Below are 22,603 nucleotides of genomic sequence, written 5' to 3' on the forward strand. Positions count from 1 at the left end.
TTTTAAAATTTAATATCTCCATATTTGTTTTATCCTTTTAAAATATTTCATTTATCCCTTTATTCGGCGAAATGTGTTATTGGTTTTACGGTGTTTTTCGTCATATTTATAGAAACTAACTGTTTATAAAGCATTTTTTATGTTTAGCAACTTTTTTTGTAGAAATCCTTCATTTTCCTTTCAATATTTAACACTATCTAAATAAAGTTTACGATAAATTCATAATTTTTTATTTTTTATACTATATTCCGTTATATTGTTGTATAATATCAATGAAAGCGCTTATTATTTCAATATACATAATTCGAACTTATTTTTATCGAAACATTCTAACTATTATACTTATATTTACATGCAACAATTTTAGTTATTCGTATAGGTATACCAAATATATCCACCCTATTTTTCTGTAAAATTACTTTATAACATGAAAGATTAACTTGGGTGATAAGTTATTGTGAATGTTTTTTTACAAAACAGATAAGTAATAGTGTTTGGTATTATGTAAATTATTGTAATAACATAAGAGTAAAGAAAAACATTTACATTGATTATTGGTTCATCAATTATTGAAAAGAGCAAAATGCACCTTTTTGTATGGAAAAAGGATTATATGCATTGGGAGGTTTAAACAAATGACGAGGAAGAATACAACGACAAACCCTTGGGCCAAGTTCCACGGTCCGAACCTTGGTTATGTTATTGAACAGTATGATCTTTACGTAACTGGAGCAGGTTCTGTTGATCCGGAATTACAAGAGCTTTTTGAAATTTTTGGAGCTCCTTCGTTTCAAGATGATGTCGTAACAGGGGACAACACAGCAACACATTTTTCTCCTCAAAACACAGGTAACATCGAAAAGATTCTTAAAGTCGTTCAGCTTGTTGAACAGATTCGTTCTTTCGGGCATACGTTGGCTCACATCAACCCGATGGAGGATGCTGCAAATGGACAATCTCTTCTTGAAAAAGCAATGAACGAACTAAGCGATGCTGATTTGAAAGCGATTCCAGCTAAAACAGTATGGCAAGATGCACCAGAAGGTATTCACACTGCACTTGATGTAATTCATAGATTAAAAGAAGTGTATACACAATCTTTAGCTTATGAATTTTCTCATATACAAGATAGTGAAGAACGCGCGTGGTTGCATCAAATGGTGGAATCAAATTCATTGCGTCAACCACTATCAAATAAAAAACGAACTGCTCTTTTAAAACGTTTGACAGCTGTTGAAGGTTTCGAGCAATTCTTGCATAAAACATTCGTTGGGCAAAAGCGTTTCTCTATCGAGGGCGTTGATATGCTTGTACCTGTTCTAGATGAAATTGTGCTAGAAGGTGCAAAGAACGGCGTAGAAGATGTCATGATTGGTATGGCTCACCGCGGTCGTCTAAGCGTACTTGCACACGTATTAGAAAAACCATATAGTCACATGTTTGCTGAGTTCAAACATGCAAAAATAGAAGGCGCAGTAGCAAACTCTGGTTGGACTGGCGATGTAAAATACCATTTAGGTAGAGAACAAGTCGTTAGTAACGAAGAAGTTAGCACTCGCGTTACATTAGCAAATAACCCAAGTCACCTTGAGTTCGTTAACCCTGTTGTAGAAGGTTTCGCACGTGCGGCTCAAGAAAATCGTAAAAAATCTGGTCTTCCAGAACAAGATACTTCAAAATCATTCGTAATTTTAGTTCATGGTGATGCTGCATTCCCTGGTCAAGGTATTGTATCTGAGACATTGAACTTAAGTAGATTGAACGCGTATCAAACAGGCGGAACAATTCATGTTATTGCAAACAATGCAGTTGGTTTTACAACTGATAGCTATGATTCTCGTTCTACGAAATATTCAAGTGACCTTGCAAAAGGTTTCGATATTCCGATTGTTCACGTGAACGCTGATGATCCAGAAGCTTGTCTTGCTGCTGCTAACCTTGCGATTCAATATCGCATGTTGTTCAAAAAAGATTTCTTAATCGATTTAATTGGTTACCGCCGCTACGGTCATAACGAAATGGATGATCCAGCAGTTACACAACCACAAGTGTACAAAAAGATTAAAAATCACCCAACTGTAAGAGCAATTTATGCAGATCAATTACAAGCTGCTGGTGTTCTAAATGCAGATGAAATTGAAACAATTACACAGTTTACGCAAGAGCAATTAAAATCTGACTATGCACAAGTACCGCCAGCTGATACGAGCGATGCAACAATTCACGTTAAAGTGCCAGATGTTGTTGCAAAAGGTATTCAGCCAATTGATACTGGTGTTGAGCTTGACTCACTTCGTGCAATTAATGAAGGTCTACTCTCTTGGCCAGAAGGCTTTAACGTATATCCGAAAGTGAAGAAAATTCTTGAGCGCCGTAAAGATGCTCTTGAAGAGAACGGTAAAATTGAATGGGCACTTGCTGAGTCATTAGCATTCGCTTCTATTTTACAAGAAGGTACGCCAATTCGTTTAACTGGGCAAGATTCACAGCGTGGTACATTCGCGCATCGTCACATCGTATTACACGATACTGATACAAATGAAACATATTCACCATTACACCGCTTACCAAACATCAACGCTTCCTTCTCTGTTCATAACAGTCCGTTATCAGAAGCTGCTGTTGTTGGTTACGAGTATGGTTATAACGTATTCGCTCCGGAAACGCTTGTTATGTGGGAAGCGCAATATGGTGACTTCTCAAATACTGCGCAAGCATTATTTGATCAATATGTTTCAGCTGGAAGAGCAAAATGGGGTCAAAAATCTGGTTTAGTTCTTCTATTACCACACGGTTATGAAGGTCAAGGGCCAGAGCACTCTAGTGCACGTCCAGAGCGATTCTTACAGTTAGCTGCTGAGAACAACTGGACAGTTGCAAACTTAACGAGTGCAGCACAATACTTCCATATCCTGCGTCGTCAAGCATCTATCTTAGGAACAGAAGCTGTTCGACCATTAGTACTGATGACTCCGAAAAGTTTATTACGTCACCCACTTACGCTTTCAACTGCTAGTCAGTTAAGCGAAGGACGTTTCCAACCTGCTTTAGAACAAGAAAACCTTGGCATGAAACCAAACAAAGTAAAACGTCTTGTTTTAAGTACAGGTAAAATGGCGATTGACTTAGCAGCAGAAATCGAGTCTGGTAAGCATGAGTACAACTTAGATGAAATTCATATCGTTCGTATTGAACAGTTGTACCCATTCCCTGCTGAGAAAGTTCAATCTATTATTAAACGCTTTAAAAACTTAGAAGAAATTATTTGGGTTCAAGAAGAGCCTCGTAATATGGGCGCATGGCATTACATGGCTCCAATTCTGTTCGAACTAGCTGGAGATAAAGTAAAAACAGGTTACATCGGACGTCCAGATCGCTCTAGCCCATCTGGCGGCGATCCATTCGCTCACAAAGCTGAGCAAGAACTAATTGTTGCACACGCTTTAGATGTAAAGTATAACTTCCGTCAAGATAAACTAGAAATTGAAGTTTTCAGCAACTAAAAAGTAACAATGAAGTTTTCTAGCTTGTTCCTTGGGCAGATATTCTGCCCAAGGTCAGGCTAACAAATGGAGATTACCGAAGACAAAAGAAGAAAAAACACACCGTTAGGCAAATAAGGGGAGGACATTTAAAATGATCGAAATTAAAGTACCTGAGCTTGCAGAATCTATTACTGAAGGAACTATCTCACAATGGCTTATCAACGTAGGCGACAAAGTTGAGAAAGGTGGCAGCGTTGTTGAGCTTGAAACTGATAAAGTCAATGTAGAAATCATTGCAGAAGATTCAGGTATTGTATCGAAGTTACTAGGCGAACCTGGGGATACAGTTGAAGTTGGCGCAACTATCGCAATTTTAGACGCAAACGGAGCACCAGTTGCAGTAAGTACACCTGCACCGTTGGCTGAGCAACCGAAACAAGAAACAGCTGAAGCACCAAAAGCTGCGGCACCAAGTGCTGAACAAACTGCAACTTTACAAGGTTTACCAAATACAAACCGTCCTATCGCATCACCAGCTGCTAGAAAAATGGCTCGTGAATTAGGAATCGACTTAAACGACGTACGTAGCACAGATCCACTTGGACGTGTGAGACCACACGATGTACAAGCTCATGCTGCAGCACCAAAAGAAGCACCAGCTGCTCCAAAAAGTCCAGCTCCTGCTCCAGTTGCAAAAACTGAATTCGAAAAACCAGTTGAGCGCGTGAAAATGTCCCGCCGCCGTCAAACAATTGCAAAACGTCTTGTAGAAGTTCAACAAACATCTGCAATGTTAACAACATTTAACGAAGTTGATATGACTGCAATCATGGAATTACGTAAAGAGCGTAAAGACGCTTTCGAGAAAAAACATGATGTACGTCTTGGTTTCATGTCATTCTTCACAAAAGCAGTTGTTGCAGCATTAAAACAATTCCCATTATTAAATGCTGAAATTCAAGGCGACGAGCTTATCATTAAAAAATTCTATGATATCGGTATTGCAGTAGCAGCTCCAGATGGATTAGTTGTTCCAGTTGTACGCGATGCGAACCAATTAAACTTCGCTGAAATCGAAAGCGAAATTCGTGAATTAGGTAAAAAAGCACGTGATAACAAACTTTCACTAAAAGAACTACAAGGTGGTACATTTACAATTACAAACGGTGGTGTGTTCGGTTCTCTAATGTCAACACCGATCCTAAACAGCCCACAAGTTGGTATTTTAGGAATGCACAAAATCCAAGTACGTCCAGTTGCAATCGATAACGAACGTATGGAAAACCGCCCAATGATGTACATCGCTTTATCTTACGATCACCGTATTGTTGATGGTAAAGAGGCAGTTAGCTTCCTTGTTGCTGTTAAAGATATGCTTGAAGATCCAAAATCATTATTATTAGAAGGTTGATAGATTCATAATCTATTACAGGCTGTAGAATATATCATTCTACAGCTTTTTTTATTGCATTCATACGGGACAAATCGCATGACATAAGGTAATAATGTATGCCTAAAACGTAAGGAGGATTAAAATGAGTAACCTTCCAGCACATGCAAAACTAAAAGCAAATAAAGATACTTTCTTCCTCCCCGACTCAAACGGGGGTGTCTATTTTCGAAATAACGCCAGTTCATTTCGTATGGACGGTGACGGAATTTATAACTGGATTGAAAAATTAATGCCAATGTTTAACGGTAATTATTCTTTAGCAGAAATAACGGATGGTCTCCCTCTCCCCTATCAAAATCGTGTATTTGAAATTGGAGAGATTTTATATACAAATGGGTTTGTCCGTGATGTAAGTCAAGATGCACCTCATGAATTAAACAGTGCATTACTTGATAGATATGCTTCGCAAATTGAATTTCTAGAAGCAGATTCTCATTCAGGCGCTTTAAAATTCGAAACGTACCGCAATGCAAATGTACTTATAATCGGCTCTGGAGATATGCTTACTTCCTTAGTTTCTTCTTTATTAGAATCCGGATTACCTACCTTTCATTACCTTGTGACAGATTATGAAGAAACGAATTACGACCGTATTCACGAGCTAGTAGAACTTGCGCATGAAGTAGATGATGCTGTACTTGTTCAAGAAATAGATACAACAATTGATCGTCCCCTGCATGAAGTGTTCGAGCCTTTTGACTGGATTTTATACGTTTCGCAAAATGGAGATATCGAAGGACTAAGAGCAGTTCATGCGATTTGCAAGGAAATAGGAAAGAACTTCATACCTGCTGTCTGTTTATCAACAGTTGGTTTAGCTGGTCCTGTCGTAACAACTAATCATGAAGAATGCTGGGAGTCCGCATGGCATCGGCTACATGAAACAACTTTACAAAATGAAAATTCATCAGCCGCCTTCTCTCCTATTACATCCGCAATGCTAGCAAATATAATCGTTTTTGAATTATTTAAACATGTTGCTGATGATTCACATCGAGAAAAGAATCCACAATTCTTTTTATTAAATTATGAAACACTTGAAGGAACATGGCATCCTTTTATAAAACATCCTCTCGCCACTGATGAAAGTTTTACAATTGATACGATAGAAAACCTTTCTGAAAAACTTGAGCATCGGTCTAACCAACATACCTCAACTGAATTATTCCGTTTTTTCGATTCATTAACTTCTAAAGAAGCTGGTATATTCCATGTATGGGATGAACAAGATTTATATCAATTACCATTATCACAATGCAATATTCAAGTAGCTACACCGCTATTAGATGGCCCAACTTCCCTCCTGCCTCTTATGACTTGCGCTGGTTTGACTCATAACGAAGCGCGCCGAGAAGCTGGTTTAACAGGAATTGAAACCTATGTAGCAGAAATTATACACCGCCTTATCCCTGAACATAACGATATTGGTATTGGCGCTGGAGAAACGATGACAGAGGGTGTATACCGGGCATTACAACAACATTTAAATCACAAACTGTATGAACGACAATCACATATGCTAGAAGAAATTACGACGGTCGACTTAACGGACATTCATGATAAACATTGTAGATTTTATTACGATGCCCTCGCTACAATTCATGAAACACCTAAAATCGCAATGGGTGAAGATATTCTCAGCTTTCCAGTCGTTTGGGTTGGTATACATGATCGATGGTATGGTGCATCTAATATTAATATGACGTTAGCGTTACGAAACGCACTACAACTATCGCTTCTTCATATTCAAAATGAAGAGACTCCTTACAGCACTAATATTTTGCCTGAATCATCTATTATTTTATATAACACAGATTCTTTTAGAGTGGAAATACAAGCGGAAAAAGAAATTCCAGGTGTGCAATCATTACAGCTTGCCTTGCAACATTTAGAAGAACATCATTTTTATCCATTCGTGTTTGATTTAGCGATTGAATCATTTTTGAAAGAAAACTTAGATGGTGTGTACGGGGTATTAATTGCAAAGGAGGACGGTCTATGACTCAAAATATATTACTTATAGGAGATGGCCTTCTTGCAGACTATGTACATGATCAATTATGCAAACAATATTCCATCATTCGCCAACATACAATTGCAGAAGAACTCCCTGAAAATATCGACCTCGCTTTCGTATTACACGACGGCTCTCCTTCTACGATTCATCATGACGCTGAGCTAACTTTCCGGTCAAATCATATTCCGTGGCTACGTGGTTTTACTTCATTTGGTGAAGGGGTTATCGGTCCTTATATTCATCCTCTTGCAGCGGGATGTACTCATTGTGCCGATGGACGACGCTTTATCGCTGGATTTGATCAAAAAGAAATGTGGGAGCTACAAAGAAAATATGCGGTAAAGGAAGAAAACGTAACGAGGCGTGATGTACGTGGCACCCAAAATGGCATTCTGCAAATGTGCCATCTGATTTGCGCAGAAACAGAGAAAATATTAACTCATAATCATCCTTCTTTAGGAAATGAACTCATTTTACTAAACTTACAAACACTGCAATGTACGCGGCATTCTTTTCTTCCAGATCCGCTCTGCCCTGTATGTAGTAATTTACCTGATGACACAGCAGATGCAGCATTGATTTCATTACAACCGAGCTTAAAAACAAATGATGCAACATATCGCTGTCGTTCCATTCATGAACTAAACACATTTTTAACGAAGGACTATTTAGATTACCGAGTCGGTATGTTGAACGGAAAAATGCAGCATTCTTTATTACCATTTGCTGACGTTATTATAAACATGCCATTAATGTTTGGAAATGAAGGGGTTGCAGGCCGAACTCTTTCATTTGCAATAAGTGAAGCAACTGCTATTTTAGAAGGTTTAGAACGTTATTGTGGTATGTCACCTCGAGGGAAAAAGACAAATGTGCATGGTAGTTTTCATGATTTAGAGGATCATGCACTAAATCCCCTTACGCTCGGTGTACATACAAATGAACACTATAATCGTGATGGTTTTCCATTTAAACCGTTTGACCCTGACTATGAACAAAACTGGGTATGGGGATATTCCTTGTCACAAAACCGTCCAATTTTAGTTCCTGAATCAATCGCTTATTATAGTCTCGGTCATCGAGATGCTTACGTATATGAAACATCAAATGGCTGTGCCATTGGTGGTAGTTTAGAAGAAGCAATTTTTCACGGCATTTTAGAAATTGTAGAGCGTGACGCCTTTTTGCTCACTTGGTACGCTGAATTACCTCTTCCCCGCCTTGATCTTAGTTCAGCACATGATACAGAATTACAACTAATGATTCAGCGGCTGTACACGATTACTGGTTATGAATTGCATGCTTTTAACGCAACGATGGAACACGGCATCCCGAGCTTATGGGTAATTGCAAAAAATACGCGTGAAAATGGAATGAATGTCGTTTGTGCTGGAGGCTCTCATTTGGACCCAGTCCGCGCTTTAAAGAGTGCCATTCACGAAATAGCAGGCATGTTACTTATAACAGACGATGAACTCGAACAAAAAAGAGAGCACTACGAAAATTGCTTACAAGACCCTTATCTCGTAAATAAAATGGAAGACCATAGTATGCTGTATGGATTGAAAGAAGCAGAAGAACGTCTTCACTTCCTTTTACGTGACGATGCACCAGTGCAATCGTTCCAAGAAATGAATACATTACAATCAGTTAATCTAGATTTAACATCCGATCTTCATCAACTTTTAAACCGCCTGCAGCAATCTGGACTTGACGTAATCGTTGTAAATCAAACAGTACCTCTTATAGAAAAAAACGGATTACATTGTGTAAAAGTCATTATTCCAGGCATGCTACCGATGACGTTCGGTCACCATCTCACTCGACTTACAGGGCTAGATCGAGTGTATACCGTACCGATGACACTTGGATATACAGACGAACCTTTAACGACTGAACAATTAAATCCACATCCGCACCCGTTTCCATAGTAAAGGAGGGGATTTCATGCAACTAGATACTTTTTTACATCATCTCCATTTCTCTATCGATGAAATTATGCCAAATCATGAAATAGACTGGGAAGATGCACCGCTTCCTTATAAATTATATCGAAACTTACCTATTATCCCTCTCTCTTTAGAAATCCCATTATCTTTACCTAACTCTTCTACTACACCTACTTTAGATGAGATTGGTCATTATCTTTGGTGTTCATTTGGTTTAACCCAGTTATGTCAGCTAAATAGCGAGAAAATTTTATTTCGAAGATCTATCCCTTCCGGCGGCGCTTTGTATCCAAATGAATTATATATATATTTAAAAATTGACGATTATCCAGACGGCATTTACCATTACGACGCCGCGCATCACCGACTTATCTTACTTCGCGAAGGAAATTTCGATTCTTACCTTACAGAAGCACTCGGCAATCGTTGTAACATACAATCTTGTTTTGGTGCTGCATTCGTATCCACTATGTTTTGGAAAAACTACTTTAAATACAATAACTTTTCGTATCGGCTTCAAGGGTTAGATAGCGGTGTTCTCATCGGCCAATTACTGGAATGTGCCAAACAATTTGGTTACACAAATGGTGTGTATTTTCAGTTTCTAGACCGTGCAATCAATCATTTACTCGGACTGTCAGAAGGAGAAGAAAGCGTGTATGCTGTCGTTCCTTTCAGTACAGAACCGCAATCTAATTGGTTTCACAATGATTACCGTGAACATAAAACAATTACTTCTCATGAGCTATTACAACAAATTCCGCCTTTAGCACATGAACATTTCGTTCGCTCAAAGCATGTAAATGAGTATCCGATGATAACAAAAATAAATGAAGCTTCTATGATCGAATCGACAGCACAGTTCCAAACACTAGCTCATGAAGAGCACTATCAACATCATGCGCACGCTGTACAGCTGCCAAAAGTAGAACGTTTATCTTATGATTTCTTACAACTTTGCAGAAAACGGTATTCCCCTGATGCTGACTTTATTTTAACGAAATGGGATGCGGCCGAGCTCGCTACTTTACTACAAGAAGCGAGTCTCTCCTTCCCTTATTCCAACGACCTTGATGGTAAGTATGTAAATGAAAATGCGCGCGTCTCATTATATGGGTGTTTCTATAACGTAAAAGATATAAAAAACGGTGCTTACGCTTATAACAGTAAAACTCATTCCATCCAGCCAATTCGGTACGGAGACCTTCGTTATCCCCTTCAATCTAGTATGACGATGGATAACATAAACCTTTTTCAAGTACCACTTTGCTTACATGTAGTCGGAAAGAAAGATTACTATACAAATGCATTAGGCTATAGAGGGTACCGTATTCATCAAATGGAAGCAGGTATGCTCGTTCACAAACTCGTTTTTGCAGCGACCGCAATGGGGATGGGCGGGCATCCTTTACTTAGTTTTGATACAAATTCATGTGATCAGTTATACGGGCTAGATGCTGGAAATGAAACGTCACTTATTCAAGTTCCTGTTGGAGCTTATCGAGCGCGGAATTGGTTAAAAGGGGATTTGCGTAATTAGAAGCACGCCGCTCATCGGCGTGCTTTTTTTTAAAGGACTTACTTAATAAAAAGAGAAGTGAGTATATATTCTTACATAAAAGGAGAGTTTAACTTGAGCATTTTACAACGATTAATCCAGCAAGCAAAAAATCCTCGGGGGACAATTGGTTCTTCCATGCTTTGTATTATGAACAGTGCACATACGAGACTAACCAATTGGGCATTACAAAAAGTACATATAAAGAAAGAGGCAATTATATTAGATATCGGTTGTGGCGGCGGTAAAACGATACACACTCTTTCAAAACGAACTCCACTTGGAAAAATATACGGGATTGATTATTCCTATCAAGCTGTAAAAAATTCGATACAGACGAATATAAAGGATGTTCAAAAACAAAAAGTCATTGTTCAACAAGCAAGCGTTTCTTCTATTCCCTATCATACGAACTTCTTCGATCTCATTACCGCTTTTCAAACACACTACTTCTGGCCTGATGTGGAACAAGATATAAAAGAAGTATTCCGCGTCCTACAGCCGAACGGATCCTTTTTATTAGTGGCTGAAACTTTCAAAATTCAATATCATATGGAGAAATGCAAAACGAATGAAGAATTAGTAAACCTATTTTATAAAACAGGATTTACAAGCGTGAAATGTTATGAAGAAAGAGGATGCCTTTGTGTAATAGGGACCAAGTAAAAAAAAACAGACCCTTTGAGGTCTGCTTTTTTACTAGATTAATTTAAAGATACTTTTAATTTGTCTCGCAAATAACCAGTTTTTCGTACCGTAGTTATCATTTAAACTATCTAAATGGATAGATTGTCCGTTAGCAAACTTTAATTCTAGCGTTGTATTTTTATCGTTTGTTTTTAAGTTACTATGTGTAATAGCATCATACTTTAATTTTTCAATCTCAACATATTCGTCTTTTTCTTGTCCGATCACGACATGGTCTTGGAAGAAGAACAATACTTCTACTTTCTTACCGAAACAAAATACATTTTTCGTATAAATTAATGTCGCATTATCAAGTCCAATGCATACTTCTTTCATCTCTTCAACAACGTTTCCAAAGTCTTCTTCATGTCTTGCGTTTGATTCAGCAATCCATTCTTCGATTGTTTTCATGTTAATTGCCATACTGTGCCCCCTGGTTCGTTCATTGCTTTGTTTAAAAACTAAATACTATATGACAATATAAGCGATACGTACTATGTTTTCAAGGGTGAACGGTATATTCAAAATAAAGTTAAATTTCAAAGTAATATACTAGGAGCACCAATCTCATTGTATTTTAAACGTTTGCACGAGGCATTCTTCATCGTCGATTAACTGTATTTTCTCATCAAATTCGATGTTTAGCTCCCTATATACTTTCTTCCAAAAAGAAACGGCTGGTACATTTTTCACAAGTTCGATAACGAAATATTGCCCTCGTTTCTCTTTTAGTACATTCTTAATAACTTGTTTACCGATTCCTTTTCCCTTGTATTGATTCAATATGAAAATGTCATGAATACTAAAGTCATTTTCCTTCTTTAAGAATGGACGTTCCAGTAGCAATAAAAATCCTACAATATCATTATCACCTTTAATAAAATACGGAGTAATTCCATCATTTCCCTAAAACATATGTAAATCTTCGAATTCAAAAAATCCATTTGCCCCAATCGTTATATTCGGAGTGAATGTAGAGAGGTCATGAAGATATAGTGCGTACAAATTACGTAATATCTCTTTTTCTGATTCTTGAACTGCTTGAAGTGTTATAAACATTTTTAATGATCCCCTTCCCTATATGTAACTATTTCCCAATCGTCTTCATTCGACAAAAATGATGATTACCCTTTAACGAAAAGAATAGCACTTAAAAAGTGCTATTCTGCTCGTCTTGCCGCTTGCTGAATTGGATCCCAAACGCTGTTATATGGTGGTGCATAACTTAAGTCCACATCTTCTAAATCGTGAATGCTCATTTTATTGAAGAGTGCCATTGCGATCACATCAATCCGTTTATCTACACCTTCTTCTCCAATTACTTGTCCGCCTAATAATTGTTTCGTGTCAGAACGATATAGTAATTTCAAGTAAAGTGGTTTCGCATTTGGATAATAGCCCGCCATATTTGTGGAATCTACTTTGACTGTTTTATACGGGATATGTAGTCCCTTTGCTTCTTTTTCATTTAAGCCTGTTCTTGCAAGCGTCAAATTCATAAACTTAATAATTCCTGTACCTAACGTTCCTTTAAAAGCTCTTCGTTTATCCAGCATATTCAGTCCGGCAAGTCGCCCTTGTTTATTTGCAGTTGTTCCAATTGGAATATGGTCATGAATTTCTTTTATCACGTGATAATGTGTCGCACAATCACCAGCTGCATATACGTCTTGCACATTCGTTTGCATATATGCATTTACCTCGATTGCCCCTTTATGATTTGTACGTATATTCGTTCCTTCAAGAAAATCAGTATTCGGCTTCACTCCGACAGATACTAAAACAAGATCCGTTTTATACGTACCTTTATCCGTTTCAACTGCTTCTACTCGTTCATTCCCTTTAAACGCTTTTACATTTTCATTCGTTAAAATTTCAATATGATGTTTATCTGCTTCTTTATGTATATACTCCGCCATATCCGCATCATAAATCGTACCAATATGATCATTTCGCTCAATCATTCTTACTTTTTTACCAAGTTCAACGAATGTTTCTGCCATTTCCAGCCCAATTGCACCGCCACCAATAATCGTTACATCCTCAACTTTATTCGTTTCTAACGTTTTTAATATACGTTCAGCATCTGGGATTGTTTTTAAAAGATGAACGCCTTGTAAATCTCGCCCTTCCCATTCTGGCATAACAGGACGTACTCCGGTCGCAATTAATAAACGGTCATACGAAAATTCAAAGACATCTTTCGTCTTCGTATGCTCTGCGTATACCATTTTCTTTTCCGTATCTACTTTCGTTACTTCATGTCGTACTTTCGCATCAATTCCGTATTTCTCACGAAACGTCTTTACATTACGCGCGATTAACTTTTCCGTTGAAGCGATAGCACCACTAATGACATATGGTAACCCACACTGCGCGTACGAATAAATTTCACCTTTTTCTAACGTCACAACATTTGCATTTTCATCGTTTCTAACAATTTGCATCGCTGCACTCATACCAGCTGCATCTCCGCCAATAATGACATAGTTCACTTTACCACTCCTTCTTTTTTACATACTCTTTACGTTTTCCATATTTTATAGAAATAACACCTACTTCTATTGTAAAGAAAGAGAATTTCATCTTCAAATTTGGTGCACAAACCTATACGTGAATAGGTAACCGTCGTGCCTTATAAACAACATGTTTAATATGCTATAACAGTTACTATTGAAAGTAGGTGAAATATATGTGCGCCGGCCTTCTCGCCCAGCTTCCAGATGAACCGCAAGAACCAAAAGAACCGAAACCCGCCGTCTCACTTGACCAAGAATTTTCCATTAATGCAACAATATATAGCGCTCGTGCTTGGTTATCTAACGATGATACGTTTGCGCAAGATATTTGGAAAGCTACCCAATTCGCTTCAGCATCACATGCTGGCAAGTCCATCTTTCCAGTCGGTTCTGTTAAAATTATAAACTTCTCTGATGATACAATTACTGTTACTGCTTCACCAGAATCAGATCATGCGCTCAAAATAGTCGTACCACCCCATTCCGAGGCAGCCCTAACGTCTGGTCCTTTATCACATATACAAGCTAGTACATCAGGAGGATCCAGTAAAGTCACATTTCTCTTTCACATCTTTTTCTCAAGGGATCCTGGTTCAGATAAATAACGATAAAAAGGTACAGTTATGCACTGTACCTTTTTATCGTGTTTATTCTCTTGATTTAATGCGTTCAACATTATAAGATTCAATATCCGTTAGCTTTCCTGTATAATACTTGTTTTCTCTATACCAAGACTGCTTTGAAAAATATGTCCATGCCTTGCGTATATTTCGTTTCTCTCTATTTTCAATTGTTCTTTCGATAAGTATGTTAAGTCCCCACTCGTTAATTTTCGGATATCACTATCAGGAAAGATGAAGCCATTATATACATACCGAGGTTTTGACAAAATTGCACACCGCCTTCAAACTGAGTCCCACACTTTGTACATACATTCAACCACCTTTTCGTTAGAAGCCAGTGAATCCCTGTGTAAAGGTTTGAATTATCGTACTAATGTAAGACCACAGTACAATGAATGTTGCAATTCCGATTAAAACATTTGCGATAAGAAGTGTATAAATAAGGTCTAATCCGCCGTTATCTAGCTTTACTATAGCGACAATTATACTAATTGACATATACGTTGTAGCCAGCCCTAATAAGATTGGTAAGAAAAAGATTAATAAAAAGCTAAACAGAAAAGAAAGAACTAATATAGCAATAGCTGGCGTCGCTATCGTTCCCCACACACCGAATACTTCAAGAAATGAAAATGAAGATTTCATCATCTTTCCACTTACAAAAATAATAAATCCGACAAATAAAGTTAAAATGAGTAAAAATAAAAAGACTGTTATAGAGTCTCCAAAGAAAGAAGGAGTAGATAAATCTGGCGCTAATGTTCTCGTAAGTGCTGCCCCAGCACTCATCATTCTATAAAAAATACATGCTCCTAAAAAACAAATAAGAACAAGACTTACAATTCCATTTCGCACTTCAACCTTGCCGCTTTTCATAATCGCTGTCGGTGCTTTGAAAGCATGTTTAAAAAACTGAAAATATCCACTCGCAAATCGCTTCGCTTGCTCTACCGTTTCATTTGGTCGAGTTTCCTTTGCTAAAGCTACGCGTTCCTGTTGCTCACCTTCACTCGCTACGGCTTCCTCCGTCAACGAATGTCCACAATTCCCGCAAAACTTTGCCTCTGTTGCATTTTCTGTATGACACGCCAGACATTTCATTCTCGCATTCCCCCCTTAAGCAGATACCATATAGGGTGTTACAAATTCAATATATGACTTTGTACATAAAACATGACTACAAGAAAAAGATTCTGAAATCCTCCTTCCGAAAGAAAATATATGTGCTAGCAATCTTGAAAAAAATGCTATTATGAAACAGAATAAATAATGTTTCTAACAGATTGGATGACTGGCAATGGAATTGGTAAACTCAATTTTTCAAATACTCCTTAAAAGCGTAATCCAATTATTTTCTTTAATTGGCGTTATCATTGTAATTGGATTTCTATTAGGCTATTTAGAATCTCTCACGCGCATGTATTGGTCGAGAGCTTTCGGAAGAAAAGGCTTCCTTTTAACAGCTTGGATCGGTGTTCCGATTCACGAACTTGGACATGCCATTATGTGTGTACTATTTCGTCATAGAATTGTAGCAACGCAGTTTTTCCCAACAGATACAAGCCAAGGCGCTTTAGGCTACGTACAACATCAGTACAATCAAAAAAGTGTATATCAACGAATCGGGAATTTCTTTATTGGAATAGGACCTATTATTTCCGGTATTACGGCATTAATCCTTTTAATGCGCTATTTCGTACCAGATTCATATTTCTTATTTAATACAACTCTCGAAAAAACAATCGCTACTACTTCTATTAATGTAGAAATGGTGCAAAACATGCTCTTATCGACGTTCGTATTATTAAAGAGCTTATTTACAATAAATAATGTATTGAATCCTTCCTTTTGGCTATTTTTATTTATCGCCATTTGTATTTCTGCACATATCGCTTTAAGCAAACCAGATATTAAAGGATCAATAGACGGTGTTATCGTCATGTTTATCGTGTTATTTTTATTCAATATAATAGCGGGACTGTTTCAGTATGATAGCAACCAACTAATTGGAAAAATGATGAAGTATAATATGTACCTCATTGCGTTTTCTAGCGTAGCACTATTGTTCTCTTGTATTTCTACACTTGTTAGTTTTGGGTTTTATAAAATAAGAGGAGGGCGTTCTTTTTGAACGCCCTCTTCTTCTCAATTATTCCTCTTATAATCACAATGCTCAACCGGCACACGAGCATGTCCCTCTTCATCGGTACACCATGACTGCGATTGGAAGGCAAGAAAAATACCGACCCATTCTTCTTCCTTTTCAAATTGAATGAGTATTCCTCCGTCTTGCCATATGCCATTATCACCTTTCCATTTCTCTACATTTCCTTGATTCATGTGAATATCGTGTATCCCGTTTCCTGGTTCGAAATGAAAGTAAGAATCGGGTGTATTTTCTTCGGGTCCCCATCTTTCACCAAACGCATAAATAATTGCTTTTTCTTCTATTGCTCGTTTTATATAACGTTCTATTTTTTCATTTAAATCATTGTCTACTCCTGCTTTTTCAGCAGGTAAAGGAATCATTTGTTTTGAGTCAAATAGATTTCCTCTTACATAATCTAAAGCTACTTTCGGTTCATTGTTTTTTATTTCTGTAAAACCAAATGGTAATGTCGGTAAAATATGAATCGCCTCTGACCGAATATCGTTACTCGCAAAATATAAAACTTCTGACGGATAACTTTGCGACTTTACGTTAATCGCAATGCGATAATCTACTTCTGCTTCACCTTGTAAATGAACTTGATAATGAGGAGTTTTCCCTTTTCCGATCTTAGATTGTATAACGGTACCTTTTAACACACCATAATTTTTTAAGGGCATACATTTCATCTCCTATCCATTTAGTAGAAGCTTTTCATAATTTAAAGCATTATCCAGTAACAAAAAAAATCCTCCTAAATATAGGAGAATTTTTAATTTCTCAACATATACCAGAAAATAACTTCCACTACTATAAGTAATACCGCACCAAAAATCATTAACGTCGTCTTCTTTAATAGTTCATTTTCACGATACGGGATGTTACATAAATACGCACCTAGTGTAATCCGTGATGGGCAAGCAATTGTCGCTACTGACGATGCGGTGTTTTGCAGTGTTGTGACGTATTGCCAAGGGAGTGCTACGTTTTGCGCGGTTTGCATTTGTAGTTTTATAAACATCGCATTTGATCCTGCGTTACTACCTGTTAAAAAGCCACCGATCCCACCGATAAACGGAGCAACGAAAACGAAAAATGTTCCAAATGTGTCACCAGCTGTTTTTGCTAGTAATGAATGCATGCCAGATGCGCCCATTAGTTCTGAAATAGCAATAAACATTGTCGTTGTAATAGCGAACGGGATCCATTGTTTTATCGTTTGTGAGAGTGATTGTTTCATAATATGAGATGGAATGCGGAAGAAAATAATAGTAAATAAACAAGTCATACCGAGCCAAAAACCTGGTGAATACAGCATTTCTAATTTGTAAGAGTATGATTTTAAATCAAGGACTGCATATGATCTGAACAAGTCATGTAATGCAGGAACGAGGCGAGAAAGTAAAATACAAACTGTTAGAAATATATAAGGGCTAATAATTTTTAGAATAGATACTTCTCTTTCCGTTGCCGCAGCATGTTCTGTTATTAGATTTTGTTCGTTTTTTCCCTTTAATTTAATGATAAGAAAGCCAAATGTAATTGTAACGATAGAACTTAATATACCTGCGAGTTCAACACTTACGTATGCGTTAGAAAGATAGATTCCGAGAGAAAATAATAGAAAGAAGCCGAATCCTTCCTTCCACTTTTCAATAACCGCCTGCCAGCCACCAACAACATGTAAAGAAAGAATGACGAAATAAGCGAACATCGGGATACTTAATAGCGCTGTATTTGTACCGAGTGTTGTAAGCGGCATATCGATGAGCTGGGAACCGATAATCGTACCAGTTGCCATTGCGCCCCATGAACTAGCTAGTAAGCCGATAAAAGAGAGCAGTACAGCTTGAAACGGTTTATAACCTAATGAAAGAAAAATAGGTGCTGCAACCATAAAGCCAATTCCAAATCCACTTACTGATTCAATTAGTGGGCAAATGCCAAAACACATAAGAAGCATTTGTAATAAACGATCGTGTGTCACTTCTTCTAGAAAACGTGCTACTTGATCAATGTACCCCATTTTGTTCATGAGGTGAAATAAAAAAATACCGAAAAATAAAACGTACCCGACAATAAAACAAATTAACCATCCTTTAATCGTTGCGTGCACAGTTTCACTTATCCCTAATTGAAACGTTGGCGAGAGTAAAACGATTCCAACACATACCGCATAAGAAATTAACGAGGATCTTAATGACGTTTGTTTAAATAAAAATAAACAAATGAAAATCATCATAATTGGGATAAGTGCCAACAATATGGCCATGTTATCATCTCATTTCGTTTAAAATACAATTTTTAACTATTATATAACAGATGTCATAATTTTCAATTGTTTTTACAACAGTTTCAAAAAAGAGCCGTTTGGCTCTTTTTTGGATCACTCCCATTTTCTATTATCCTGAAAAACTGTCTGCTGCCTAATTATTTTGTCTAACACAACAAACACAATATAAGCACATATGACTTGCAATACAACATTCCCAAATTTTATGAATTCAAATGAATGGATCCATCGGAATAATTCATTTAACAATACAATCGAAACGATACTAAATAATTCTATACTAATCGAAAATATACATATTTCTAAAATAGATTGCTCTTGAATGCGATTTAAGTTGGAAAAGATGAATACATATCCTAAAAATAGAGCCATCAATTCTATTTTCGTCATGCTAATGAGCCAAGCGTATAGTGGTACAGTTAAGAGAAGATATAGTAGTTTACGTCTTAGCATGCTTTCTCACCCTCTAAATTATATGTATTTTCTGTATATTTTAACATTTATTACGGAAAACAAAAAGAAGAGACTTATGCCTCTTCTTTTTGTTTTGTTGCCTGTATGAATTCACATATTTCTTCTCGTTTTTCATTTTCTAACAGTTCAATAATTTTACTTCCAACGACAACCCCGTCACATATTGTAATCATTTCTTCTACATGTTCCTTCGTTGAAATACCGAACCCTGCCACTACCGGTAAATGCGTATGTGATTTCACTTTTTCTAAGTAACTATGAATCTCCTCTTTAAAATTTTGACGTACGCCTGTTACGCCCGCTACTGTAACGGCGTAGACGAACCCTTCTGATTCACTCGTAATTTTCTCAATTCGCTCAATTGGGCTTGTAACGGTAACGAGTGGGATTAAAGCGATATTTGCAGTTCGGAGAAGCGGTGCAATAATGTCTTGTTCTTCATACGGTAAATCTGGAACGATAATACCATCCACCCCTGCTTCTATACAATTTTCGATAAATTGTTCTTTTCCGAATGCGAGTACTGGATTTAAATATGTCATAAGTACAAACGGAATTTGTACTTCTTTCCTTACCTCTATTAATGCTTGAAAAATGCCTTTTACTGTTACACCGCTATCTAGTGCTCGTTTCCCTGCTCTTTGAATTGTTGGGCCATCTGCAACTGGATCTGAAAACGGGATACCAATTTCAACGATGCTTGCTCCTGCTTCATCAAGAAAACGAATTCTTTCTTTTAATTTTTCAAGGCCACCATCTCCGCCCATTACGTACGGAATAAATGCTTTCTTGCCATTTTCAAATGCTGCTTTCATTTTTTCTACTCCCATTGTTTACACCTCTTCCATATAACGTTTTATACTCTCTACATCTTTATCACCGCGGCCAGATAAACAAATGACCAGCCCTTCGTCTTGCTTCATTTGCGGCGCTAATTTTAAAGCGTACGCGACAGCATGCGAGCTTTCTAACGCCGGGATAATTCCTTCTTTTTTCGTTAATAATTGAAATGCTTCTAACGCTTCATCATCTGTAATGGAATGATAAGAAACGCGGCCAATATCTTTTAGCAAGCTATGTTCTGGCCCAACACCAGGGTAATCAAGTCCCGCCGAAATAGAGTGAGCTTCTTGAATTTGTCCTTCTTCATTTTGCAGAAGATACATCATCGATCCGTGGAGAACGCCAACGCTTCCTTTCGTTAAAGTAGCTGCATGCTTTTCTGTATGAACTCCTTTTCCAGCTGCTTCTACGCCGTAAAGAGCAACTTCTTCATCGTGTACGAACGGATAAAACATACCCATCGCATTACTACCACCGCCAATACAAGCAACGACTGCTTCTGGTAACTTTCCTTCTAACGCCTCATATTGTTTTTTCGTTTCATTTCCAATTACACTTTGGAAATCACGGACAATTTGCGGGAATGGATGTGGTCCGAGAACAGATCCCATAATATAGTGCGTATCATGCACGTGTGAAACCCAGTAACGAAGTGCCTCGTTTACCGCATCTTTTAATGTACCGCTACCTGCCGCTACACTTTCTACTTTCGCTCCGAGTAATTCCATTCGGAACACATTTAATTTTTGACGTCTTACATCTTCTTCTCCCATAAAAATGACGCATTCTAATCCGAGTAGAGCACATACAGTAGCTGTTGCAACTCCGTGTTGTCCAGCCCCTGTTTCAGCGACAACTTTTTTCTTGCCCATTCGCACCGCAAGAAGTGCCTGACCAATTGTATTGTTAATTTTATGAGCTCCTGTATGGTTCAAATCTTCACGTTTTAAATAAATCTTTGCACCTCCGCAATACTTCGTCATATTCTCAGCGAAATAAAGCGGTGTTTCTCTTCCGACATACGTTTTTAAATAATGATTTAATTCCTTTTGAAATGCTTCATCTTCCATCGCCTCTTTATATGCTTCTTCTAGTTCTAATACAGATTGCATTAACGTTTCTGGAACGTATCGTCCTCCGTATATACCGTAGTGACCTTTTTCATCTGGATATGCGTAGTTCATTTAGAACACTCCTTCGCTTTTATAATAAATTGTTTTATTTTCTCTACATCTTTCTTTCCTTCTGTCTCTACTCCGCTGCTCACATCAACCATATATGGCCGAACAGTTCGAATTGCTTCTTCTATATTAAGAGTGTTTAATCCACCAGCTAATATCGTTTTCTTTCTTAATTCTTTTGGCATATGCGCAAGTAACTCCCAAGAAAATGTCTTTCCATTTCCTCCATGAAACTTTTCCTTAGGGCTATCAAATAATATATAGTCCGTTTCATACCCTTGAGCGTTTTTCATATCACTCTCTGAAGTTACTCCGAGCGACTTTATAGACGGAATATTCAATCTTCTAATTTGATGAATATCTTCATCCCCATGTAGTTGCACATGCGTTAACACGCATTCATCTGCAATTTTCTGGATTACTTCTACTGATTCATTTACGAAAACACCGATTTTTAACACGTTGGCTGGAAGTTCCTGAATGATTTCTTTCGCTAGCCCTGGAGTAATTTTCCGCTTACTTTCTGCAAAAACAAATCCGAGTGCATCAGCTCCGTATTCGCAAGCACGTTTTGCTGTTTCCATATCAGTGATCCCGCAAATTTTCACTTTCATATGTTCACCTTACAATCTTCAAAAAAGGTATGAATAGAAGACGATGTCATAAGCGCTTCTCCAACTAGTACACCTTTTGCCCCAGCTCGTTTAACGCGGATTATGTCTTCTTTTGAATGAACCCCGCTCTCACTAATCCAAAGTAATTTTTCCTCATTTAATCGTTTTCCAAGATTTTCCGTTTGACTTAAATCGACTTCGAATGTTTTTAAATTACGGTTGTTAATACCGATAACGTGCGGATTTAATTGAATTGCAATTTCTAATTCCTGTTCATCATGAACTTCAACAATCGCTTCTAATCCTTTTCCTAGTACGTAGCTATACAACTCTTTTAATTTCTCTTTCGTTAACGCCGCTACGATTAGTAAAATAATATCTGCACCAGCTTCATACGCTCTATCAATTTGAATCTTATCGATTATGAAATCTTTACATAAAAGCGGAAGGCTACTTTCTTCTCTTGCCGTTTGTAAATCATAAAATGATCCTTTAAAAAATTGACCGTCTGTTAAAATAGAAACTGCACCAGCGCCACATTCTTCATATGTCTTCACTTGTTTTCGTACATCAACATGTAAATTAATATCTCCTTTTGATGGTGATGCTCGCTTTACTTCTGCAATGACAGTAAATTGCTCTAGAGCCTTTACAAGTGAGCGCGTTTTTCTTTTTTCTTTTACTGGTGTATATGTTTCATATAATGCCGCAACTTCCTTTTTCTTTTGATCTACAATTTTGTCTAAAATCGTCCCCAC

General features: G+C 37.4%; 18 protein-coding genes and 2 pseudogenes. 8 read left to right on the forward strand and 12 right to left on the reverse strand.

Annotated features, from left to right (window positions below; translation table 11 throughout):
- The first annotated feature begins 635 nt into the window (after positions 1-635).
- From odhA to MR147_RS08355, 6 genes are all read left to right on the forward strand, one after another.
- Positions 636-3,503 (forward strand): 2-oxoglutarate dehydrogenase E1 component, encoded by a 2,868-nt coding sequence (odhA, locus tag MR147_RS08330; protein ID WP_074609784.1) that lies wholly within the window; start codon positions 636-638, stop codon positions 3,501-3,503.
- Between the two features lie 133 nt (positions 3,504-3,636).
- On the forward strand, positions 3,637-4,896 hold the full coding sequence (gene odhB / locus MR147_RS08335; RefSeq protein WP_000569915.1) for a 2-oxoglutarate dehydrogenase complex dihydrolipoyllysine-residue succinyltransferase: 1,260 nt from the start codon (positions 3,637-3,639) through the stop codon (positions 4,894-4,896).
- 124 nt (positions 4,897-5,020) lie between these two features.
- Positions 5,021-6,940, forward strand: coding sequence for a putative thiazole-containing bacteriocin maturation protein (locus tag MR147_RS08340; protein WP_074609786.1), 1,920 nt, complete (start codon positions 5,021-5,023; stop codon positions 6,938-6,940).
- Complete coding sequence (locus MR147_RS08345) at positions 6,937-8,886, forward strand: TOMM precursor leader peptide-binding protein (protein ID WP_074609788.1); 1,950 nt, start codon at positions 6,937-6,939, stop codon at positions 8,884-8,886. The genes MR147_RS08340 and MR147_RS08345 overlap by 4 nt, the downstream gene beginning before the upstream one ends.
- A 16-nt stretch (positions 8,887-8,902) precedes the next feature.
- Positions 8,903-10,444 carry a SagB family peptide dehydrogenase gene (locus MR147_RS08350; protein WP_074609790.1) on the forward strand — a complete coding sequence of 514 codons (1,542 nt, stop codon included), beginning with the start codon at positions 8,903-8,905 and terminating at the stop codon, positions 10,442-10,444.
- A 93-nt stretch (positions 10,445-10,537) separates the two neighbouring features.
- Entirely contained in the window at positions 10,538-11,128 is a 591-nt protein-coding gene (locus tag MR147_RS08355) for a class I SAM-dependent methyltransferase (RefSeq protein WP_074609792.1), read from the forward strand.
- A gap of 33 nt (positions 11,129-11,161) precedes the next feature.
- Here MR147_RS08355 and MR147_RS08360 read toward each other — a convergent pair whose 3' ends face one another.
- The 3 genes and pseudogenes from MR147_RS08360 to MR147_RS08370 all read right to left on the reverse strand — a co-directional run bounded on the left by MR147_RS08360 (position 11,162) and on the right by MR147_RS08370 (position 13,644).
- Positions 11,162-11,572: a DUF3908 family protein gene (locus MR147_RS08360; RefSeq protein ID WP_074609793.1), complete on the reverse strand. Its 411-nt coding sequence runs from the start codon at positions 11,570-11,572 to the stop codon at positions 11,162-11,164.
- Positions 11,573-11,716: 144 nt separating this feature from the next.
- Positions 11,717-12,208, reverse strand: a pseudogene (locus MR147_RS08365) (GNAT family N-acetyltransferase).
- 101 nt (positions 12,209-12,309) lie between these two features.
- Positions 12,310-13,644 (reverse strand): FAD-dependent oxidoreductase, encoded by a 1,335-nt coding sequence (locus tag MR147_RS08370; RefSeq protein ID WP_074609797.1) that lies wholly within the window; start codon positions 13,642-13,644, stop codon positions 12,310-12,312.
- 197 nt (positions 13,645-13,841) lie between these two features.
- Between MR147_RS08370 and MR147_RS08375 the strand changes: the two genes are divergently transcribed.
- The gene (locus MR147_RS08375) at positions 13,842-14,273 is read left to right on the forward strand and encodes a hypothetical protein (protein WP_000332408.1); all 432 of its coding nucleotides are present in this window, start codon (positions 13,842-13,844) and stop codon (positions 14,271-14,273) included.
- 42 nt (positions 14,274-14,315) lie between these two features.
- Here the strand turns inward: MR147_RS08375 and MR147_RS08380 are convergent.
- Both MR147_RS08380 and MR147_RS08385 read right to left on the reverse strand, forming a co-directional pair.
- A pseudogene (locus tag MR147_RS08380) lies at positions 14,316-14,542 on the reverse strand (YARHG domain-containing protein); the annotation flags it as partial.
- A 76-nt stretch (positions 14,543-14,618) separates the two neighbouring features.
- Positions 14,619-15,392, reverse strand: coding sequence for a zinc ribbon domain-containing protein (locus MR147_RS08385; protein ID WP_074609798.1), 774 nt, complete (start codon positions 15,390-15,392; stop codon positions 14,619-14,621).
- 196 nt (positions 15,393-15,588) lie between these two features.
- Between MR147_RS08385 and MR147_RS08390 the strand changes: the two genes are divergently transcribed.
- Positions 15,589-16,422 carry a hypothetical protein gene (locus MR147_RS08390; protein ID WP_074609800.1) on the forward strand — a complete coding sequence of 278 codons (834 nt, stop codon included), beginning with the start codon at positions 15,589-15,591 and terminating at the stop codon, positions 16,420-16,422.
- 14 nt (positions 16,423-16,436) lie between these two features.
- Here MR147_RS08390 and MR147_RS08395 read toward each other — a convergent pair whose 3' ends face one another.
- The 7 genes from MR147_RS08395 to trpC all read right to left on the reverse strand — a co-directional run bounded on the left by MR147_RS08395 (position 16,437) and on the right by trpC (position 22,603).
- Entirely contained in the window at positions 16,437-17,120 is a 684-nt protein-coding gene (locus tag MR147_RS08395; protein ID WP_074609802.1) for a DUF2278 family protein, read from the reverse strand.
- Between the two features lie 92 nt (positions 17,121-17,212).
- Complete coding sequence (locus MR147_RS08400) at positions 17,213-18,712, reverse strand: L-lactate permease (protein WP_074609803.1); 1,500 nt, start codon at positions 18,710-18,712, stop codon at positions 17,213-17,215.
- A 114-nt stretch (positions 18,713-18,826) separates the two neighbouring features.
- On the reverse strand, positions 18,827-19,186 hold the full coding sequence (locus MR147_RS08405) for a DUF4029 domain-containing protein (protein WP_074609805.1): 360 nt from the start codon (positions 19,184-19,186) through the stop codon (positions 18,827-18,829).
- A gap of 74 nt (positions 19,187-19,260) precedes the next feature.
- Complete coding sequence (gene trpA, locus MR147_RS08410; RefSeq protein WP_074609807.1) at positions 19,261-20,037, reverse strand: tryptophan synthase subunit alpha; 777 nt, start codon at positions 20,035-20,037, stop codon at positions 19,261-19,263.
- A 3-nt stretch (positions 20,038-20,040) separates the two neighbouring features.
- Entirely contained in the window at positions 20,041-21,234 is a 1,194-nt protein-coding gene (gene trpB / locus MR147_RS08415; RefSeq protein ID WP_074609808.1) for a tryptophan synthase subunit beta, read from the reverse strand.
- Complete coding sequence (trpF, locus tag MR147_RS08420) at positions 21,231-21,845, reverse strand: N-(5'phosphoribosyl)anthranilate isomerase (RefSeq protein ID WP_074609810.1); 615 nt, start codon at positions 21,843-21,845, stop codon at positions 21,231-21,233. Before trpF ends, trpB begins: the two co-directional genes overlap by 4 nt.
- Complete coding sequence (gene trpC / locus MR147_RS08425) at positions 21,842-22,603, reverse strand: indole-3-glycerol phosphate synthase TrpC (protein WP_074609812.1); 762 nt, start codon at positions 22,601-22,603, stop codon at positions 21,842-21,844. The genes trpF and trpC overlap by 4 nt, the downstream gene beginning before the upstream one ends.

The sequence above is a fragment of the Bacillus cereus group sp. BfR-BA-01350 genome (genome assembly GCF_022663775.1).
Taxonomy (GTDB): domain Bacteria; phylum Bacillota; class Bacilli; order Bacillales; family Bacillaceae_G; genus Bacillus_A; species Bacillus_A paranthracis.

What these genes read in the sequence shown, in the direction of transcription:
- odhA (WP_074609784.1), top strand. Translation starts at nt 636, where the DNA reads ATGACGAGGAAGAATACAACGACAAACCCTTGGGCCAAGTTCCACGGT.
- odhB (WP_000569915.1), top strand. Translation starts at nt 3,637, where the DNA reads ATGATCGAAATTAAAGTACCTGAGCTTGCAGAATCTATTACTGAAGGA.
- MR147_RS08340 (WP_074609786.1), top strand. Translation starts at nt 5,021, where the DNA reads ATGAGTAACCTTCCAGCACATGCAAAACTAAAAGCAAATAAAGATACT.
- MR147_RS08345 (WP_074609788.1), top strand. Translation starts at nt 6,937, where the DNA reads ATGACTCAAAATATATTACTTATAGGAGATGGCCTTCTTGCAGACTAT.
- MR147_RS08350 (WP_074609790.1), top strand. Translation starts at nt 8,903, where the DNA reads ATGCAACTAGATACTTTTTTACATCATCTCCATTTCTCTATCGATGAA.
- MR147_RS08360 (WP_074609793.1), bottom strand. Translation starts at nt 11,572, where the DNA reads ATGGCAATTAACATGAAAACAATCGAAGAATGGATTGCTGAATCAAAC.
- MR147_RS08375 (WP_000332408.1), top strand. Translation starts at nt 13,842, where the DNA reads ATGTGCGCCGGCCTTCTCGCCCAGCTTCCAGATGAACCGCAAGAACCA.
- MR147_RS08385 (WP_074609798.1), bottom strand. Translation starts at nt 15,392, where the DNA reads ATGAAATGTCTGGCGTGTCATACAGAAAATGCAACAGAGGCAAAGTTT.
- MR147_RS08390 (WP_074609800.1), top strand. Translation starts at nt 15,589, where the DNA reads ATGGAATTGGTAAACTCAATTTTTCAAATACTCCTTAAAAGCGTAATC.
- MR147_RS08395 (WP_074609802.1), bottom strand. Translation starts at nt 17,120, where the DNA reads ATGCCCTTAAAAAATTATGGTGTGTTAAAAGGTACCGTTATACAATCT.
- MR147_RS08400 (WP_074609803.1), bottom strand. Translation starts at nt 18,712, where the DNA reads ATGGCCATATTGTTGGCACTTATCCCAATTATGATGATTTTCATTTGT.
- MR147_RS08405 (WP_074609805.1), bottom strand. Translation starts at nt 19,186, where the DNA reads ATGCTAAGACGTAAACTACTATATCTTCTCTTAACTGTACCACTATAC.
- trpA (WP_074609807.1), bottom strand. Translation starts at nt 20,037, where the DNA reads ATGGGAGTAGAAAAAATGAAAGCAGCATTTGAAAATGGCAAGAAAGCA.
- trpB (WP_074609808.1), bottom strand. Translation starts at nt 21,234, where the DNA reads ATGAACTACGCATATCCAGATGAAAAAGGTCACTACGGTATATACGGA.
- trpF (WP_074609810.1), bottom strand. Translation starts at nt 21,845, where the DNA reads ATGAAAGTGAAAATTTGCGGGATCACTGATATGGAAACAGCAAAACGT.